Raw genomic sequence first — 16742 nt, 5'->3', positions numbered from 1 at the left:
GAAGCTTGGATGAAGGTAGCGTGACAGCGCGGGCGGCGGCCGCGGCGCGAGGCCGCAGCCGCCCCCGACGCTCTCCTAGAAGCGGGCCGAGAGGCTCACCGAGAAGCTGCGGCCGAGCTCGTAGTTGTTGAGCTTGATCGTGTCGCCGCCCTGCTTCTGGTACTCGTCGAACTCCTCGCCGAGCAGGTTGCGGGCCTCGACGCCGAAGGTGAACTCCTGCGCCATGACCTCGAACTTGTGGCGGAAGGTGAAGTCCAGGATCACGCCCGGGTCCTGGGTGAAGTCGGGTCCCCCGGCCTGGCCGCGGGCGGTGACCCGCTTGGAGGCGTAGTTGGCCAGCAGCGTGGCCTGGGTCGTCCCGTCCTGGGTCTCGAAGCCGAACTGGGCGTTGGCCAGGTGCTTCGACTGGCCCTGCAGCGGGCTGCCGTCGATGACGAAGTTGGCCGCCGGCGCCGGCTGGCCCGAAGCGGTGCGCGGGAAGACGACGTCGCCGTCGTCCACCTTCACCTCGGCCTTGGTGTAGGTGTAGTTGGCCGCCACGAACCAGCGCAGGCTGTCCGTCCAGGCCATGCCGAACTGGGGCTCGAAGAACTTCTTGAACTCGGCCTCGGCGCCGTAGAGCACGGCCTGCGGGGCGTTCAGGAAGCTCTGCTGCAGGCCCGAGCCCGACTCGTTCACCACCGACTCGATGGGCTTGTCGATGTTCTTGTAGAACAGGCCGACCGTCGCGAACTGCCCGCGGTCGAAGTAGCGCTCATAGCGCGCATCGACGTTGATGAGCTCGCTGTCCTGCAGGTACGGGTTGCCGATGAAGGTTCGGTCGGATTCCGGGTCGAGGTAGAGCTGCGGCGCCTGCTCGCGGAACTGCGGGCGGGCGATGGTCTTGGAGACGCCGAAGCGGAGTTGCTGGTCCTCGGCGAAGTTCCACGTCACCGTGGCCGCCGGCAGCAGGTAGTCGTTGTTCAGCTCGCGCGCGTCGGCCTGCGCAGCCGAGAACAGGTCGATGGCCCGCACCGACTGCTTGCCGCTCTCGTAGCGGGCGCCGACCGTGGCGCGGACCGCCGGGAAGATCTCGCCCTCGGCCTGAACGTAGCCGGCGTGGGTGGTGAGGCTGGCCTCGTAGGCGGCCGCGCCTTCCGACCCCGTCACTTCACGCAGGATCAGGCCGTTCGGACCGATGTTGTAGTCCGAATAGAGGAAGTCCACGCGCTGCATCTGGAAGGCGATGGAGGGCGTCGAGTTCATCGTGAAGCGGAACACCCGGCTGTCCGAGAACCGCTCGTTGTCGTACCAGGCGTAGCCCGCCGACAGGGTCAGGTCGGTGATGTAGGGATTCACCCAGTGGTAGCGGACGTCGACGCCCGCGCCGCTGGCCTTGTCCTCCAGTTCGCTGAACCGGATGAAGTTCGCGTCGGCCTGCGGGTTGTGCAGGAAAACCCCGTCCACGCGCCGGTAGCGGACCGAGCGCTCGTAGGGCGCGTCGCGTTCGGTGCGGGCGTACGAGCCGCGCCAGTCGATCTCCAGGTCGCCCAGGCGGTGCTGACCGGTGAGCTGGGTGTCGATCAGCTCGCGCTGGTACCAGGCCGTCCAGTCGTCGCGGATGTAGTTGCTGGCCCGCGCGCTGTCGCCCTCGACCGAGCGGGTCTCCTTGGTGACGTTGCGGACGTAGAAGTTGGTCCACTTGAAGGTGTGGTTGTCCAGCTCCAGCGCCACGCTGGTCAGGCCGTTGATGACGATGTCGTTCTGGGTCGAGAACGAGCGCAGGTCCTCCTGGACCGACAGGCCCCCGAGGTTGACCACGCCTTCCTGCTGGATGGCGTCGCGGGTCGACCAGCCGTTGTCGTAGCCCAGCACCGCCAGGACGCCCAGGTTGCCCCAGTCCATGGAGAACTTGGTGCCGGCGGCGAAATCCACGCTGCCGTTGATCGGCACGTCGTCGGTCGACTGCAGCAGGTTGATGTTGGCGTTCTGGAAGCTGCGGCCCATGGCCGTCAGCGTCGTGGAATCGAAGTTGCTGGAATCGATCCGCTTGCCGGTTTCGATGCCTTGGCGGATCAGGGCCGGCAGCTCGCGGGTCCCGTCGTCGATCCCGAGGGAGTCGGTGTCGCCGCCGTAGTAGGTCAGGCCGCGCTTCAGCGTGGTCTCGTCGTTCATGCCGACGCTCACGCCCAGCGAGACGAAACCCTCCTCGGGCACGTCGACGGTCTTGAGGTCGATCAGGCCGCCGCCGAACTCGCCCGGCAGGTTCGGCGAATAGGTCTTCTGGACGTTCACCCCCGCCAGCACGTTCGACGGGAACAGGTCCAGCGGGACCACCCGTTGCAGCGGCTCGGGGCTCGGCAGCGGCGAGCCGTTCAGAAGCGCCGAGGAATAGCGCTCGCCGAGGCCGCGGACATAGACGAAGCGGCCGCTGATCACGCTCAGGCCGGCGAGGCGGGTCAGCGCCTGGGCCGCGGTGTCGTCGCCCTGGCGGACCAGGTCCTCGGGGGTCACGATCGAGGCGACCTCGGAGGTCTCGCGCATCACCTCGGGGATGTACTTGCCGCGGACCACGACTTCCTCGACCTCCTGGCCCTGGGGAGGCGGGGAGGAAGCCGTCTGGGCGAGGACGAGCCCAGGGGCCATCAGCGCGGTGGTGCACAGCAGCAGCCCGGCGAGCGGGCGGTTCAGCTTGGTCATGTCAGGATCGCCTCTGAAGTTCGACGGACGCGAAGGCGGCGGGGCCGAAGCCCCGCCGCCGCGTGATCAGCAGCTGCTTCCGCTCGCCAGGCCGCAGGTCCAGCCCTGCCACCAGGTGTCGTTCGCGTCCTTGACCGCGCCGATGTAGTTGGTGGTGTCGAAGAACGAGTAGATCGCCTTCGGATCGGTGGCCGTCCGCGCCGCCTCGTTCGCGCCGTTCACGAAGCCGTTCAGCGTCGAGGTGTGCGTCGAGGAGTTGTTCGAGCCCGCGTTGAACAGGGTCGCGACCGCCGCGGCGTCCACGCCGGTGTCGTTCCGGAAGGCCGTCGAGCAGGCCAGCACCACCGAGTCCCAGCGCGGCGCGGCCGCCTGGGTCGAGGTGTCGTCCACGTCGATACAGGCCGTGGCCGTGTTGGCCGTGGTGAAGACGCCGTTGATGAAGCGGCCGCCGGTTCCGGTGTTCAGGATCTGCAGGTCGCCCGCGCCGGTCCGGGTGGAGCCGATCACGGTGAAGTTGGCGATCTTCGGCTGCGAGTTCAGCGAGGCCTGGACGCCCGCCGAGCTCTCCTCGAAGCCGCGGTCGCCGCCGTTGGCCCGCTGGCGCACGATCACGTACTGGACGCCGCCCCGCCAGCCTTCGTCGGTGTCGAGGCTGTCATCGTCCGCGCCGGTGATCACGACGTACTTCAGGTTCACCGTTCCGCCGAAGAACTCGATGCCGTCGTCCGAGCTGTTGTGGATCTGGATGTGGTCGATGGTCGTGCCCGAACCCACGCCCAGCAGGCTGAGGCCGTTCAGCTCCTTGTTCGGCTGGACCTCGAAGCCCGGGTAGCGGATCTGCACGTAGCGCAGCCGGCCCGAGTTGTCCGAGGGCGTGTTGCCGCCGTAGAGCGAGATGCCGCCTTCGAAGGTGGCCACGCAGTTGATGTTCGGCGGGGTCGTGCCGGCCGGGCACGAGGCGATCGGGGCGCGGCCCGCGATCACGATGCCGCCCCACTGGCCGATCAGGTCGGCGCCCGAGTTGCCGTCGATGTTCGAGCGGCTGGTGAAGATGATCGGGTCGCTCGCGGTGCCTTCGGCGAAGATCTGGTTGCCGCGCTGGACGTTGATGTAGTCGAGGCCGCCCGAGCCGTAGAGCTTCACGCCGGGCTCGATCGTCAGGACGCCCTGCTGGGTCCCCGGCAGCGGGTTCAGCGGATCGGCGCCGCGGTCGTCGCCCACGTCCACGCGGCCGCTGATGGCGTAGATGGTGCCGGCGCGCTTGGCGAGCACCAGGTTGCCCACGATCTTGGCGGGCAGCTGGCAGGCCCGCAGGGTGCCGTTGGCCACCGTGCCGATGTTGGAGAGGCCCGTGGGGCAGTCCGCCGCCGCCTGACCCGGAGGCGGTTCGGTCGTGCCGCCGCCGTTGTTGCCGCCGGAGCTGGGCGGGAAGGCGCCCTCGCCGGGCGAGGCGACGTTGTCGGCGCCGCCGCCGCAGGCGGAAAGCGCGATCGCGCTCAGCGACATGACAAGAAGGGTTTTCAGCTTGGTGACGCCGGTCATCGTGTTCTCCACCGTGGCTTCAGCCGGTGCACGCGAGGACCGATTTCCAAGTCCATTCCCCCGGACTTGGGCCGCCCGCCTGCCCGAGCGGGGTTCTAGGAGGCGGCGATGACAGCGGCCCGACAGAACCGTGACAGCTATGTTGCAGAGCTTGTTTGGCGGCAGGCGCCCCGGGGCGGCCTCAGGGCCGCCGCAGCGCTTCGAGCATGACCTGGAAGACATAGGTGGAGTCCACCGACCCGCGGACGAGGTCGGCGCCGGGTCCGCCCGCGAAGACCGCCACGTCCTCCCCGGTGTGCTCGGCGTCCTTCAGCGGCACCAGGGCGCGATTCGGCGCGCCGGGCCCCGTGGCGTAGTTGAGGATGGCGTAGGGCTGCCCGGTCCTGTCCGGGAAGGGGCGCCCGTCGTGGGTCGCCGGTCCCAGGATCGGCGCGTCGCGGTCGGCCGGCGCCGACAGGGTCAGGCCGTGGCTGTGGTCCGCCGTGACGATCACCAGGGTTTCGGTGAGGTCGACCTTCTTGAGCGCCGCCTCGACGGCCGCCGACAGCTCCAGGACCTCGCCCAGGGCCCGGCCGGCGTCGTTCAGATGGTGGGCCTTGTCGATCAGCCCGCCCTCGATCAGCAGCACATAGCCCTCCGGCTGCTTGGAGAGCAGGTCGATGGCCGCTTCGGTCATCTGGACCAGAGTCGGCGGCGCGGCCGCGCCCGTCGGCCGGTCGCCCACATAGGGGAAGTTGTCGGGCGTGAAGAGGCCCAGGACCTGCGGCCCGGAGGCCTGCGCCAGCTCGGCCGCCGTGGTCGCCAGCCGGCGGCCGGGCGCGGCCTCGGCCCAGCGCTCGGCGAGGTCCTGGCGGTCGGCCCGCGAGCCGCCCGCCTCGGCCGGCAGGAAGTTGGCCCGCCCGCCGCCCAGCGCCACGTCGATGGTCCCGGCCGACATGGCGTCGACGAGCTGGCGCGCCAGGTCCTTGCAGCCCAGCAGCGCCGCGCCGGCCGGCAGCTTCCCGTCGTTCTCCCAGTGGCGGGTCGGGGAATGGCCGTACATGGCGGCGGGCGTCGCGTCGGTCAGCCGCGCGTCGCTGACGACCCCCACGGCGAGGCCGCGCGCATGGGCGATCTCGCCCAGGCTGTCCACGCGGGCGCCGCGCGCCGAGGCGCAGTCGTCCCGGCGGGCGCGGCCGTCGAGGCCCACGACCTCGTTGCGCGTCTTCACGCCGGACAGCAGCGCCGTGGCCCCGGCCGCGGAGTCGGTCACGAGGTCGTCGTGGGAGAAGGTCCGCGACAGCGCCGTGTGCGGCAGGCGCTCGAACGACAGCCGGTAGCTGGCCCCGTCGACGCCGGCCTTCTGGCCCGCCAGGTCCCGCGCCGCGGTCAGGGTCGAGACCCCCATGCCGTCGCCGATGAACAGGATCACGTTGCGCGCGCGCCTGAGCGGCGGCGGCTCGGCCTTGGCGGCGGCGAGCTGGGCCTGGGCGGCCTTGTAGTAGGCGTCGCCCGTCTGGACGGGCTCGGCGGCCCGGGCGCCCGCTGCGATCAGGCAGGCGACGGCGGCGACGGCCGCGCTACGGATCAGGGTTCCAGGCGCCATCGTCGTCTGTCCAACTCATACGGGGGGAAAATCGGAGGGCCCCGTGTTTGGGGTCGGGGCCCTCCAGTCTGCGGGGAGGTCAGAACGACTTGCGCAGGGTGAAGAAGACCTGGCGCGGGGCGCCGGGCAGCAGGGTCTGGCTGTCGCCGCGGAGCGGGAAGCCGTTGGAGTTGATCGTCGAGATGTAGTCCTCGTCGAACACGTTGGAGACGTTCACCTGGGCCTCCAGGCCCTCCAGCATCGGCGAGCCCGAGAAGCGGTAGCCGACGGCCAGTTCGGCCAGGGTCTGCGAGGGGACGCTCTGGTCGTTCTCGTAGGTGAAGTAGCGCTTCGAGAGGTGCGACACCGACACCCGGCCGAAGAACGCGCCGTCGTCGTAGCCGAGCTCGCCCTTCAGCAGGTGCTTGGGGGTGTCGACCGTGGTCTTGCCCTTGGTCCGGGCCACGAGGGCGCCGTTCCCGTCGACGGTGTCGTCGTCATAGGTGCTGTCGTTGTAAGCGTAGGAGCCGAACAGCGACCAGTTCTCGGCGAAGTTCCACGTGCCCACGGCCTCGAAGCCCTTGGCCGTCACGCCGCCGACGTTGGACAGCGCCGAGGGGTTGCCCACGATGCCCGAGCCCACCGGCACGGCGAACAGGCGGTTCTTGAACTTCACGTGGTAGGCCGCGATCACGCCCTGGAAGTCGGCGTTGCGGAAGCGCCACCCGGCCTCAAAGGTGTCGGAGATCTCGGGCTTCAGGTTGTCGCGGATGGCGTCGAAGCCGGCCTTGGTGGACGAGAACGGACCCGAGGTGCCCGAGCTCGGGAAGGCCCGCATGTTGCGCGAGTAGGCGGCGAAGAGCTCGCTGTCCGGGTTGAGCTCGTAGCGAACCCCGGCCTGGGGCAGGAAGTTCTTCTCGGCCTTGATCGTACCGTTCTTCTCCAGCGACGCCGTGCGGGCGAAGACCGTGCGGCCCTCGTTCTCCACCGACAGCGACTTGAAGCCGGCGTTCAGCGTCAGCGCCTCGGTGACCGTCCAGGTGTCCTGGATGTGGAACTGCCAGGTGGTGGTCGAGAAGTCGTACTCCCAGTCCGTCCGGAAGGGGTTCGACTGCATATCGAGGAAGCTGCGCTGCGGGGCCGAACGGTTCAGGCCGTAGTAGCGGCGGGCCTGGTTGAACTCGTTGTCCTCGTACCAGACCCCGGCGTTGATCGAGTGGGCGCCCAGCTCCAGCGTGCCCGAGCCGACCAGGCCGTAGCGGCTGAGGTCGTACTCGGTCGTGCGGATCGAGATCGGCGCGTCGTTGGTGGTCGCGCCGGCCAGGCCGTAGTTCGGCGACGGCACATAGGGGGTGCCCCACAGGCCCTGGCCCTCGTCGTTGTGGCCGTAGAGCGTCGTACGGAACTTGAAGAACTCGCCCACCGGCATGTCGAAGGTGACCGCGCCCACGAGGTCGTCGCGGAGGCCCGCGGCGTTGTAGTAGGCGTCGTCGGCCGAGATGACCGGGGCCGGATAGGTGACGCCCAGTTCCGGATGGGCGGGCGTGACGCCGGTCTCGCCGCGGTTGTTGGCGATCTCGGCGATGCGGACGATGAGGTCCCAGTCGCCCGAGATGTTGTCCCAGTTGGAGCCCAGGCGGTCGAGCATGGCGAGCGACATGTCCTGGTAGTCGTTCTCGCGGCGCTTGGACCAGTTCAGCCAGCCGGTGAGCGTGCCTTCGCCGATCGGCTGCACGGCCTTGAAGTTCACCTGCTGGTGCTTCTGCTTGCCGTCGCCCTTCCACTTGTCGGCGGTGTTGTAGGAGTAGCTGACGTAGCTGCGCAGGCCGGTCGGCAGTTCGCCGCTGTCGAGGCGCACGAAGCCGCGATAGGTGTTGTCGCTGCCGGCGGTGGCGGCGACCTGGCCGCCGAACTCGGCCGACGGGGCGCGGGAGACGTACTTCAGCGCGCCGCCCAGGTTGTTCGCGGAGGCCGTGTCGAGCGCGCCCGCCCCCTGGGCCAGTTCCACGCCGCCCACGTTCTCGCCGGCGATGGCGCGGCTGATGTGCAGGCCGTTGTGGTTGCCGTAGGTCATGTCGCCCAGCGGCACGTCATCGAGGGTGAAGCCGAGCTGGCTCTGGTTGAAGCTGCGGATCGAGATGCGCGCGGCCCACTCGTACGAGCCGAAGGGATCGGCCGCCTGGAAGTTGACGTTCGGCAGCTTCTCGACCAGCTTCAGCGGGCTCGCGCCGGGCGTCTCGAGCGCCAACTCCTCGCCGCTGACGGTCTGCACCTGGCGGGCTTCGCCGCGGCCCAGGACCACGATTTCGTCCACGGCGGTCGCCGTGGCCTCGGCGGCGGCGGCTTCGGCGTGGGCCTGGCAGGCCAGGGCCTGCACGAGCGCCAGCGCAGCCGCGCCGGCCCAGAGCTTGGTCTTCATATTTGTTGTTCCCCTCGGCCGTGATCGGCCCGACGGGGCGGCGTTAGCAGCGGGCTGTAACGGCCAAGCTACGGCTCTGTGACGACTGTCTGACACCCGACACAGCGCTCCCCGCTGGCCCGGGCGCGGCGTTCGTCCTAATCACGCCGACATGTCCTTCGAACGCCCCGCCCGCCCGAACCGCAGCCAGCTCTCGGTCCCAGGATCTTCCTCCCGGTTCATCGAGAAGGCGGCCCAGAGCGCCGCCGACATCGTCATGCTGGACCTGGAGGACGCCGTCGCTCCGCCCGACAAGCCGGCGGCCCGGCGCACGGTGATCGAGGCCCTGCGCGACGTGGACTGGGGCGCCCGCACGGTGTCGGTGCGGATCAACGCCCTCGACACCCCCTTCATGTACCGCGACCTGATCGAAGTCGCCGAACAGGGCGGCGATCGCCTGGACCTGATCATGGTCCCCAAGGTGAACAAGGCCGCCGACGTCCACCTGCTGGACGTGCTGCTCGGCCAGATCGAGATGGCCACGGGCCGCAAGCGCATCGGCCTCGAACTGCAGATCGAGACCGCCGAGGGCCTGCAGAACGTGGACGCCATCGCCGCGGCCAGCCCGCGCGTGGAGAGCCTGCACTTCGGCCCCGGCGACTTCGCCGCCTCGATCGGCGCACGCACCACCTCCATCGGCGGGCCCGTGCCGGACTACGCCGTCCTGGGCGAGCCCGACGGGGCCGGCCGGCGCGACCCGCACCTGGCCGACCCCTGGCACTACGTCCTGGCGCGCATCGTCGTCGCCGCGCGGGCGGCGGGCGTTCGGCCGGTGGACGGCCCCTACGCCGACTTCAAGGACGAGGAAGGGCTGCGCTGGAGCGCCCGCCGCGCCGCCGCCCTGGGCTTCGAGGGCAAGTGGGCGATCCACCCCGGCCAGGTCGAGACGCTGAACGCGGTCTTCAGTCCCGCCCCCGAGGAGATCGAGCGCGCCCGCCGCATCCTGGAGGCGCTGGCCCAGGCCGAGCGGGAGGGCCGCGGCGCCGTGGCCCTCGACGGCCGGATGATCGACCTGGCCTCCATCCGCCAGGCGCAGGTGATGGTCGAGAAGGCCAAGCGCCTGGGCCTCGCCTAGCCCCGTCCCAGCAGCCCCCGGGCGATGACCTGGGCCTGGATCTCGGCGGCACCCTCGAAGATGTTGAGGATGCGCGCGTCGCAGAGCACGCGGCTCATCTCGAACTCCAGCGCATAGCCGTTGCCGCCGTGCACCTGCACGCCCGCGTCGGCGTTCGACCAGGCGACGCGGGCGGCCAACAGCTTGGCCATGCCCGCCTCGATGTCGCAGCGGTCGCCGGCGTCCTTGGTGCGGGCGGCGAAGTAGCTGAGCTCGCGGGCGACCACCGTCTCGACCAGGGCCAGGGCCAGCTTGTCCGACACCCGCGGGAACTCGACGATCGGCCGGCCGAACTGGCGCCGCTCCATGGCGTAGCGCAGGCCAAGGTCGAAGGCCCTCCAGGCGACGCCCACGGCCCGGGCGGCGGTCTGGATGCGGGCGGCCTCGAAGGTGCGCATGAGTTGCTTGAAGCCCTGCCCCTCGCCCTGCCCCAGGAGCCCCTCGGGCGGTACGGCGAAGTCCTCGAAGGCCAGGACGTATTCCTTCATGCCCCGGTAGCCCAGGACCTCGATCTCGCTGCCCGTCAGGCCCGCGTCCGGGAACGGATCAGCCGGCGTCCCGCGCGTCTTCTCGGCCAGCATCATCGAGAGGCCGCCGTGGCCGGGCGTGTCCGGATCGGTGCGGACCAGCACCGTCATCAGGTCGCTGCGCGAGGCGTGGGTGATCCAGGTCTTGGCGCCGGTGATCCGCCACGAGCCGTCGGCGGCGCGCACGGCCCGGGTGCGCAGCGAGGCCAGGTCCGAGCCGGTGTCCGGCTCGGTGAAGACCGCCGTGGGCAGCACCTCGCCGGAGGCGATCTTCGGCAGCCAGCGCTGCTTCTGGTGCGGCGTGCCGGCCGCCCCGATCAGTTCGCCGGCGATCTCCGAGCGCGTGCCCAGCGAGCCCGCGGCGATCCACGCGCGGCTGAGCTCCTCCGAGACCACGCACATGGCGAGCTTGCCGAGGCCCAGGCCGCCGTACTCGGGATCGATGGTGACGCCGAAGACGCCCAGCTCGCCCATCTCGGCCACCACCGCGTCGGGGATCAGCTCGTCCTTCAGGTGCCAGCCGTGGGCGAAGGGCGCCACCCGCTCGTCGGCGAAGCGGCGGAACTGGGCCCGCACGGCGTCCAGCGTCTCGTCGCCCAGGCCCTCGAAGGGCCGCCAGCCGGCGACCAGCTTCTCCACCAGCGCCTTGCGGGTCCCGAGCGTGTTGCCGTTGGCGATGAACCAGCCCGCCGCCGGATCACGGGCCAGGGTGGCCGCGCCGTTCTCGGCGCCGTAGTCCCACGGCCGGGCGAGTTCGTTCTGGCTCATGGGCAGGCCGCCCAGGAGCTGGGCCAGGTATTCCCCGAAGGCGATGCGCAGGACGAGCTGCTCGCCCTCGCCGAACGCCCCGGCCGCCTGCGCCCGCCGCCCCCAGTCCGTGAGCTGCGCCAGCGCCTCGACCGTGGTGGCCGCCCAGGCGAAGGCGTGGACGCCGCGCTGGGCCGCGTCCAGCTTGGCCGGGTCCACCTGGCCCGTCGGCGCGACGGCGCCCGCCGCCGAGGTCCGGGCGCTGGCCAGGAAGGCCCTCAGCGCGGCGACCGCGCCGTCGGCCCGCTTCAGCAGGTCGCTCAAGGCCTCAGGCCCGCTCGAAGACGGCCGCGATGCCCTGCCCGCCGCCGATGCACATGGTCTCCAGGCCGTAGCGGCCGTCGCGGCGCTTCAGCTCGCGCAGCAGGTTGGCCAGGATGCGGCCGCCGGTGGCCCCGATCGGGTGGCCCAGCGAGATGCCCGAACCGTTGACATTCAGCCGGTCACGATCGTCCCAGCCCCAGCCCTTGAGGACGGCCAGCACCTGGGAGGCGAAGGCCTCGTTCAGCTCGACCAGGTCGATGTCGTTCCAGGACAGGCCGGTGCGGGCGAAGAGGCGCTCCACCGCCGGCACCGGGCCGATGCCCATGCGCGAGGGATCGCAGCCGGCCGCCGCCCAGCCCACGAACCAGCCCATCGGCTCCAGGTTCAGTTTGGGCAGCATGTCCTCGGCCACCACCAGGCAGGCGGCCGCCGCGTCGTTCTGCTGGCTGGCGTTGCCGGCCGTGACCACCCCGCCCTTCTCGATAGGGGCCAGCTTGGCCAGGCTTTCCATCGTCACGTCGCCGCGCACGCCCTCGTCGCGGTCGAAGATGACCGGGTCGCCCTTCCGCTGCTTCACCGCGACGGGAACCAGCTCGTCGTCGAACTTGCCCGCCGCCCAGGCCTCGGCGGCGCGGGTGTGGCTCGCCAGGGCGTATTCGTCGCAAGCCTCGCGGCTGATGCCGTAGTCCTTGGCCAGGTTCTCGGCGGTCTCGATCATCCCGGTGATGACGCCGAAGCGCTCCACCGGCTGGGACATCACCCGGCCGCGCGCCAGGCGGTCGTGCATCGTGACCGAGCCGGCCCGGGCGCCCTTGCGCATGTCGAGGCTGTAGTACTCGACGTTGCTCATGCTCTCGCAGCCGCCGGCGATCACCACGTCGGCCGCGCCCGTCTGGACCATCATCGCGGCGTCCACCACCGCCTGCAGGCCGGAGCCGCAGCGGCGGTCGAGCTGGTAGCCCGGCACCTTGATCGGCAGGTCGGCGGCCAGCGCCGACCAGCGGGCGATGCAGGGCGCCTCACCGTTGCCGTAGCCCTGGGCGAAGATGACGTCGTCGATCCGCTCGGGATCGATGGCCGTGCGGTCCACCAGGCCCCGGATGATCGCCGCGCCCAGCTCGCCGGCCGTCACGTTCGACAGCGCCCCCAGGTACTTGCCCACCGCGGTCCGGACGGGGCTGACGATGGCGGCGCGGCGAAGGCCTGACATGGGGCGGGCTCCTGATGAGGCTTGTGTTGCGGCCTCTCTGTAGCGATGACGCCGCGGAAGTCAGCCCCCGTGGTAGGTGATTGCGCCGCCGCGGTCGGACCGCGGCTTCGAAATCAAGGATGAGTGGGAGAAGCATCGTGGGCGTTCTCAGCGGGAAAGTGGTTCTGGTCACCGGCGGCGCCGGCGGCATCGGCAAGGCGTGCGCGCTGCTCGCGGCCCAGGAAGGCGCGAAGGTGGTCGTCAACGACCTGGGCGGTTCGGTCTCGGGCGGCGACCTGGGCGACGCGGGCCCGGCGGAGGCCACGGCCCAGGAGATCCGCGCGGCCGGCGGCGAGGCCGTCGCCAACTCCGACAGCGTGGCCGAGATGTCCGGCGCCCGGCGCATGTTCGAGCAGGCCATGGACACCTTCGGCGGCCTCAACGCCGTGGTGAACCCGGCCGGCATCCTGCGCGACAAGATGTTCCACAAGATGGACGAGGCCGACTGGGACGCCGTGATCCAGGTCCACCTGCGCGGCGCCTTCAACGTCACCCGCGCCACCGTCGAGCACTTCCGCAACCAGGAGGACGGCTCGTACGTCCACTTCACCTCCACCTCGGGCCTGATCGGCAACATCGGCCAGGCGAACTACGCCGCCGCCAAGCTGGGGGTCATGGGCCTGTCGCGCATCGTGGCCATGGAAGGCGCCGCCAAGAACGTCCGCTCGAACATCATCGCGCCCTTCGCCTGGACGCGCATGATCGCCACCATTCCGGTGAAGGACGAGGCCTCGGCCCAGCGCGTCGAGCGGATGAAGAACTTCATGCGCGCCGACCAGGTGGCCCAGCTCGCGGTGGCCCTGGCGGCCTCCGACGTGAACGGCCAGGTCTTCGCCGCCCGCGGCAACGAGGTCGTGCTGTTCAACCAGCCGCGCCCGGTGAAGTCGGTGACCAGGATCGAGGGCTGGACGCCTGAGGCCCTGATCGCCCAGGGCTTCCCGTCCATGTCGGCCAGCTTCACCGACCTCGGCGCGACGGCCTCGGTGTTCCCCTACGATCCGGTCTGATCGCCGGCAGGGGCGGCCTCCGCGGCCGCCCCCTCCAAGCAGCCCCGAGAGGTTCTGAGGCCGGCCGCAGAATTTCCGGCAGGCGCCATATCCTAGCCGCCGACTAGACTATCTGTCCGCTCACCTGAGGACAGTAGGATGAGTTCGCGCGACAGCGCCCGCCGGACGGTTCCGTTCGGGATGCAGGTTCTGGCTGGCATGATCGCCGGCGTGGCTCTGGGCCTCCTGGCCCGCAACCTGGGCGTCGATCCCGGCGAGGCAGGCAGGCCCCTGGCCGAAGCGCTGCGGATCGTCGGCCAGGCCTTCGTCCAGCTCCTGAAGACCCTGGCGCCGCCGCTGGTCTTCACCGCCATCGTGGCCAGCATCGCCAACCTGGCGAAGGTCCAGAACGCCGCCGCGCTCGCCACCCGCACCCTGCTGTGGTTCGCGATCACCGCCCTGATCGCCTCGGCCATCGGCATCGCCCTGGGCCTGGGTCTCCAGCCGGGCCTGCACACCGGCGTGGCGGCCGAGGCCGCCAAGGCGCCCACCACCACCGGCTCGTGGCTCGACTTCCTGACCGGCCTCGTGCCCGGCAACATCCTGGGCCTCAGCGCCTCGACCAAGCTCGCCGACGGCGCGGCCACGACCACCATCGGCTTCAACGTCCTTCAGGTCCTGGTGATCGCCCTCGTCGCCGGGGCCGCGGCGCTCAAGGCGGGCGAGGCCGGCCGCGCCTTCCTCGACTTCAACGCCTCGGCGCTGGCCGTGGTGCGCAAGGCCCTGGGCTGGGTGATCCGCCTGACGCCGGTCGGGGCGCTGGCCCTGCTCGGCAATGCGGTGGCCCAGTACGGCTGGCCGGCCATGGCCCAGCTCGGCCAGTTCACGCTCGCCATCTACCTGGGCCTGGCGATCGTGCTGCTGGGCGTCTATCCGGCCCTGCTCGCGGCTCACGGCCTCAATCCGCTGCGCTTCTTCCGCGGCGCCTGGCCGGCGATCCAGCTTGGCTTCGTCTCCCGCTCCTCGGTGGGGACCCTGCCCGTCACGGAGTCGGTCACCGAGAGCCGGCTGGGCGTGCCGCGACCGTACGCCGCCTTCGCCGTGCCGCTGGGCGCGACCACCAAGATGGACGGCTGCGCGGCCATCTATCCGGCCGTCTCGGCGATCTTCGTGGCCCAGTTCTTCGGCCTGCCGCTGCACCTCAGCGACTACCTCCTGATCGTCTTCGTCTCCGTGATCGGCTCGGCGGCCACGGCGGGCCTGACCGGGGCCACGGTCATGCTGACGCTGACGCTCTCGACGCTGGGCCTGCCGCTGGAAGGCGTGGGTCTGCTGCTCGCCATCGACCCGATCCTCGACATGGGCCGCACGGCGGTGAACGTGGCCGGCCAGGCGCTGGTCCCGACCCTGGTGGCCAAGCAGCAGGGCATCCTGGACGAGGCGGTCTATGACGGCCGGGCCGAAGCCCCCGACGCCGGCCCGATCCCCGCCATCTAAGCCGTCTTCAGCCCCGGCTCGCCCGCCTCGACCACGAAGCGGGCGAGGTCGCGGATCGGCGACTGCGGGACCAGCGCGCTCTCCAGGCCCCGGAACGCCACCGAACAGGTTTTGGGCGTCAGCTCGACCAGGCCATAGCCACGGACCTCGCCGTCGCCGAACTTCAGGTTCGGATTGTGCTCCAGCACCGGCCGGAGCTCGGCGTTCTTCCAGCCCAGCGAGCTGATCGAGCCGCCCACGAATTCGCTGCCGATCGGCTTGCCGCCGGCCTCGAGGGGCAGGTCGCCGGCGAAGAAGGTGTGGATGTCGCCGCCCAGCGCCACCGGGTTGGCGACCTTGGCGTCCCGCCAGCGCTCCAGCACCCGCTGGCGGGTCTGGAAGTAGCCCCCCCAACCGTCGTTGCTGTAGCGGCCGTCGAGCCGCTGGAGGTCGCCCATCAGGTACTGCTGGGCCAGGACGTTCCAGCCGGCCTGCGAGCGGTCCAGGGTGTCGAACAGCCAGCGCTCCTGGGCGGCGCCCAGCAGCGAGCGCTCCGGATCCCGCCGCTCGGCGCAGTCGGGGATCATCTTGCCCTCGGCGATGGCGTCGCAGGTGCGGTGCGCACGGTATTGCCGGGTGTCCAGGAACTGGAGTTGGGCGAGCCGGCCCCAGTCCAGGGACCGGTGGAGCAGCATCCGGGGGCCCACCGGGATCGAGCGCCGACGCAGCGGCATGTGCTCGTAGTAGGCCTGGTAGCCGGCGGCGCGCCTCGCCAGGAAGACGGCCGGGTCAGGATTGGAGCGGTCCTGATCGTCGCCGTAGTCGTTCGAGACCTCGTGGTCGTCCCAGATCACCATCCAGGGCGCCGCGGCGTGGGCGGCGCGCAGGTTGGGGTCCGACTTGTAGAGGCCGTAGCGCTGCCGGTAGGTGGCGAGGTCCGTCGCGTCGACAGGCGGATGGCGGCGCACGCCGTTGTCGCTGGCCGCCTTCTCGTAGATGTAGTCGCCCAGGAACAGCACCAGGTCCGGCGCGTCGGCCACGAGGTGCGGATAGGCGCCGTAGTAGCCGGCCTCGTACTTCTGGCACGACCCGTAGGCGATCCGCAGGCGGGACACCTCGGCGCCCGGCGCGGGCGTCGTCCGGGTGCGGCCCGTCTCGCTGGCGTGGCCGCCGGCGCGGAACCGGTACCAGTAGTCGCGATCGGGCTTCAGGCCGGCGACCTCCACATGGACCGAATGGGCAGCCTCGGCCACGGCCAGGGTCTCGCCGCGGGCTACCACGCGCTTCAGGCCCGGGTCCTCGGCGATCTCCCAGCTCACCGCCACGGGGGCGGGCGACATGCCGCCGTCCGGATCGAGGGGCTTCGGCGCGAGCCTGGTCCACAGCACCATGCCGTCCGGCGCGGGATCGCCCGAGGCGACGCCCAGGGTGAAGGGGTCGTCCGGCAGGCGGGCCTGGGCCAGGGCGGGGGTCCAGGCGGCGGGCGTGAGCGCCAGGCCAGCCAGGCCCGCGGCCCGGATCAGCAGGCCGCGGCGGTCCAGGGTCGTCACCATCTTGCCGATACTCCGATCGATACCGTGCGGCGCTTCGGCGCCTGCTCGCTGAAGCCGTCGCGGCGGCCGGGCGTGTCGCCCCCCGTCTTCCGGCGGTTCTGCATGTCCACGAACAGCTCCACCCCGTCGCTCAGGGCGTAGCTTACCTTGGCGCTCCTGCGCTGGTCATCCAGGGGATTGCGCGGCTCCGTCCGCAGCGCCTGGGCCCGCAGCGCTCGGTCGGAGGGCGCGTAGGTCAGGTCGGCGGCCAGCCGCCGCGACGTGTAGAGCAGCCGCACGCCCCCCTCCTCCAGCGCCGCCGGCTGCGGCGCCGGCGCCACGTCCCACCGCAGCGGGGCCACGCCCCGGGCCTCGCCGGGCGCCTGGCCGCAGGCGGGTCCCGCCAGCGTCGCGGCGAGGCAGCCCCCGATCGTCGCGATCCGGACGGTGCGCACCCCGAATCATCCCCCTGTTCCCCTGAGGGCCCAGGTACGGGCGGAGCGCGTCACCGCCGTCACGCTTCGACGTCAGTTTCTTGACGCCG

The 16742-nt window shown here is 70.9% G+C and carries 11 protein-coding genes; 3 read left to right on the top strand and 8 right to left on the bottom strand.

What is annotated here, in order from left to right:
- Positions 1 to 75: 75 nt before the first annotated feature.
- From ACK4TT_RS02020 to ACK4TT_RS02005, 4 genes are all read right to left on the bottom strand, one after another.
- Positions 76 to 2679 carry a TonB-dependent receptor plug domain-containing protein gene (locus tag ACK4TT_RS02020; protein ID WP_410212250.1) on the bottom strand — a complete coding sequence of 868 codons (2604 nt, stop codon included), beginning with the start codon at positions 2677 to 2679 and terminating at the stop codon, positions 76 to 78.
- Between the two features lie 66 nt (positions 2680 to 2745).
- Positions 2746 to 4221: a hypothetical protein gene (locus ACK4TT_RS02015; protein ID WP_410212249.1), complete on the bottom strand. Its 1476-nt coding sequence runs from the start codon at positions 4219 to 4221 to the stop codon at positions 2746 to 2748.
- Positions 4222 to 4402: 181 nt separating this feature from the next.
- Positions 4403 to 5806, bottom strand: a complete 1404-nt coding sequence (locus tag ACK4TT_RS02010; RefSeq protein WP_410212248.1) for an alkaline phosphatase — start codon at positions 5804 to 5806, stop codon at positions 4403 to 4405.
- Positions 5807 to 5885: 79 nt separating this feature from the next.
- A complete protein-coding gene (locus ACK4TT_RS02005; RefSeq protein ID WP_410212247.1) occupies positions 5886 to 8204 on the bottom strand; it encodes a TonB-dependent receptor in 2319 nt (772 codons plus the stop codon).
- Positions 8205 to 8355: 151 nt separating this feature from the next.
- Between ACK4TT_RS02005 and ACK4TT_RS02000 the strand changes: the two genes are divergently transcribed.
- A complete protein-coding gene (locus tag ACK4TT_RS02000) occupies positions 8356 to 9318 on the top strand; it encodes an HpcH/HpaI aldolase/citrate lyase family protein (RefSeq protein WP_410212246.1) in 963 nt (320 codons plus the stop codon).
- On the opposite strand, the gene ACK4TT_RS01995 is transcribed toward ACK4TT_RS02000, so the two are convergent.
- Positions 9315 to 10955: an acyl-CoA dehydrogenase family protein gene (locus tag ACK4TT_RS01995; RefSeq protein ID WP_410212245.1), complete on the bottom strand. Its 1641-nt coding sequence runs from the start codon at positions 10953 to 10955 to the stop codon at positions 9315 to 9317. The genes ACK4TT_RS02000 and ACK4TT_RS01995 overlap by 4 nt on opposite strands.
- Positions 10956 to 10959: 4 nt before the next feature.
- Positions 10960 to 12165 carry an acetyl-CoA C-acetyltransferase gene (locus tag ACK4TT_RS01990; RefSeq protein WP_410212244.1) on the bottom strand — a complete coding sequence of 402 codons (1206 nt, stop codon included), beginning with the start codon at positions 12163 to 12165 and terminating at the stop codon, positions 10960 to 10962.
- A 137-nt stretch (positions 12166 to 12302) separates the two neighbouring features.
- Here ACK4TT_RS01990 and ACK4TT_RS01985 point away from each other — a divergent pair, with 137 nt between their 5' ends.
- Both ACK4TT_RS01985 and ACK4TT_RS01980 read left to right on the top strand, forming a co-directional pair.
- Positions 12303 to 13211 carry an SDR family NAD(P)-dependent oxidoreductase gene (locus tag ACK4TT_RS01985; protein WP_410212243.1) on the top strand — a complete coding sequence of 303 codons (909 nt, stop codon included), beginning with the start codon at positions 12303 to 12305 and terminating at the stop codon, positions 13209 to 13211.
- A gap of 138 nt (positions 13212 to 13349) precedes the next feature.
- A complete protein-coding gene (locus tag ACK4TT_RS01980; RefSeq protein ID WP_410212242.1) occupies positions 13350 to 14687 on the top strand; it encodes a dicarboxylate/amino acid:cation symporter in 1338 nt (445 codons plus the stop codon).
- Here ACK4TT_RS01980 and ACK4TT_RS01975 read toward each other — a convergent pair.
- Both ACK4TT_RS01975 and ACK4TT_RS01970 read right to left on the bottom strand, forming a co-directional pair.
- Positions 14684 to 16219 carry an alkaline phosphatase D family protein gene (locus tag ACK4TT_RS01975; RefSeq protein ID WP_410212241.1) on the bottom strand — a complete coding sequence of 512 codons (1536 nt, stop codon included), beginning with the start codon at positions 16217 to 16219 and terminating at the stop codon, positions 14684 to 14686. The genes ACK4TT_RS01980 and ACK4TT_RS01975 overlap by 4 nt on opposite strands.
- Positions 16213 to 16653: a hypothetical protein gene (locus ACK4TT_RS01970; RefSeq protein WP_410212240.1), complete on the bottom strand. Its 441-nt coding sequence runs from the start codon at positions 16651 to 16653 to the stop codon at positions 16213 to 16215. The genes ACK4TT_RS01975 and ACK4TT_RS01970 overlap by 7 nt, the downstream gene beginning before the upstream one ends.
- Between the last annotated feature and the right edge of the window lie 89 nt (positions 16654 to 16742).

The sequence above is a fragment of the Phenylobacterium sp. genome, assembly GCF_046463815.1.
GTDB lineage: Bacteria > Pseudomonadota > Alphaproteobacteria > Caulobacterales > Caulobacteraceae > Phenylobacterium.
The sequence above is the reverse complement of the archived record's forward strand: the minus strand, read 5'-3'. Positions and strand labels throughout refer to the sequence as shown.

Coding starts and splice junctions, on each gene's coding strand:
- ACK4TT_RS02020 (WP_410212250.1), bottom strand. CDS start 2,679: ATGACCAAGCTGAACCGCCCGCTCGCCGGGCTGCTGCTGTGCACCACC.
- ACK4TT_RS02015 (WP_410212249.1), bottom strand. CDS start 4,221: ATGACCGGCGTCACCAAGCTGAAAACCCTTCTTGTCATGTCGCTGAGC.
- ACK4TT_RS02010 (WP_410212248.1), bottom strand. CDS start 5,806: ATGGCGCCTGGAACCCTGATCCGTAGCGCGGCCGTCGCCGCCGTCGCC.
- ACK4TT_RS02005 (WP_410212247.1), bottom strand. CDS start 8,204: ATGAAGACCAAGCTCTGGGCCGGCGCGGCTGCGCTGGCGCTCGTGCAG.
- ACK4TT_RS02000 (WP_410212246.1), top strand. CDS start 8,356: ATGTCCTTCGAACGCCCCGCCCGCCCGAACCGCAGCCAGCTCTCGGTC.
- ACK4TT_RS01990 (WP_410212244.1), bottom strand. CDS start 12,165: ATGTCAGGCCTTCGCCGCGCCGCCATCGTCAGCCCCGTCCGGACCGCG.
- ACK4TT_RS01980 (WP_410212242.1), top strand. CDS start 13,350: ATGAGTTCGCGCGACAGCGCCCGCCGGACGGTTCCGTTCGGGATGCAG.
- ACK4TT_RS01975 (WP_410212241.1), bottom strand. CDS start 16,219: ATGGTGACGACCCTGGACCGCCGCGGCCTGCTGATCCGGGCCGCGGGC.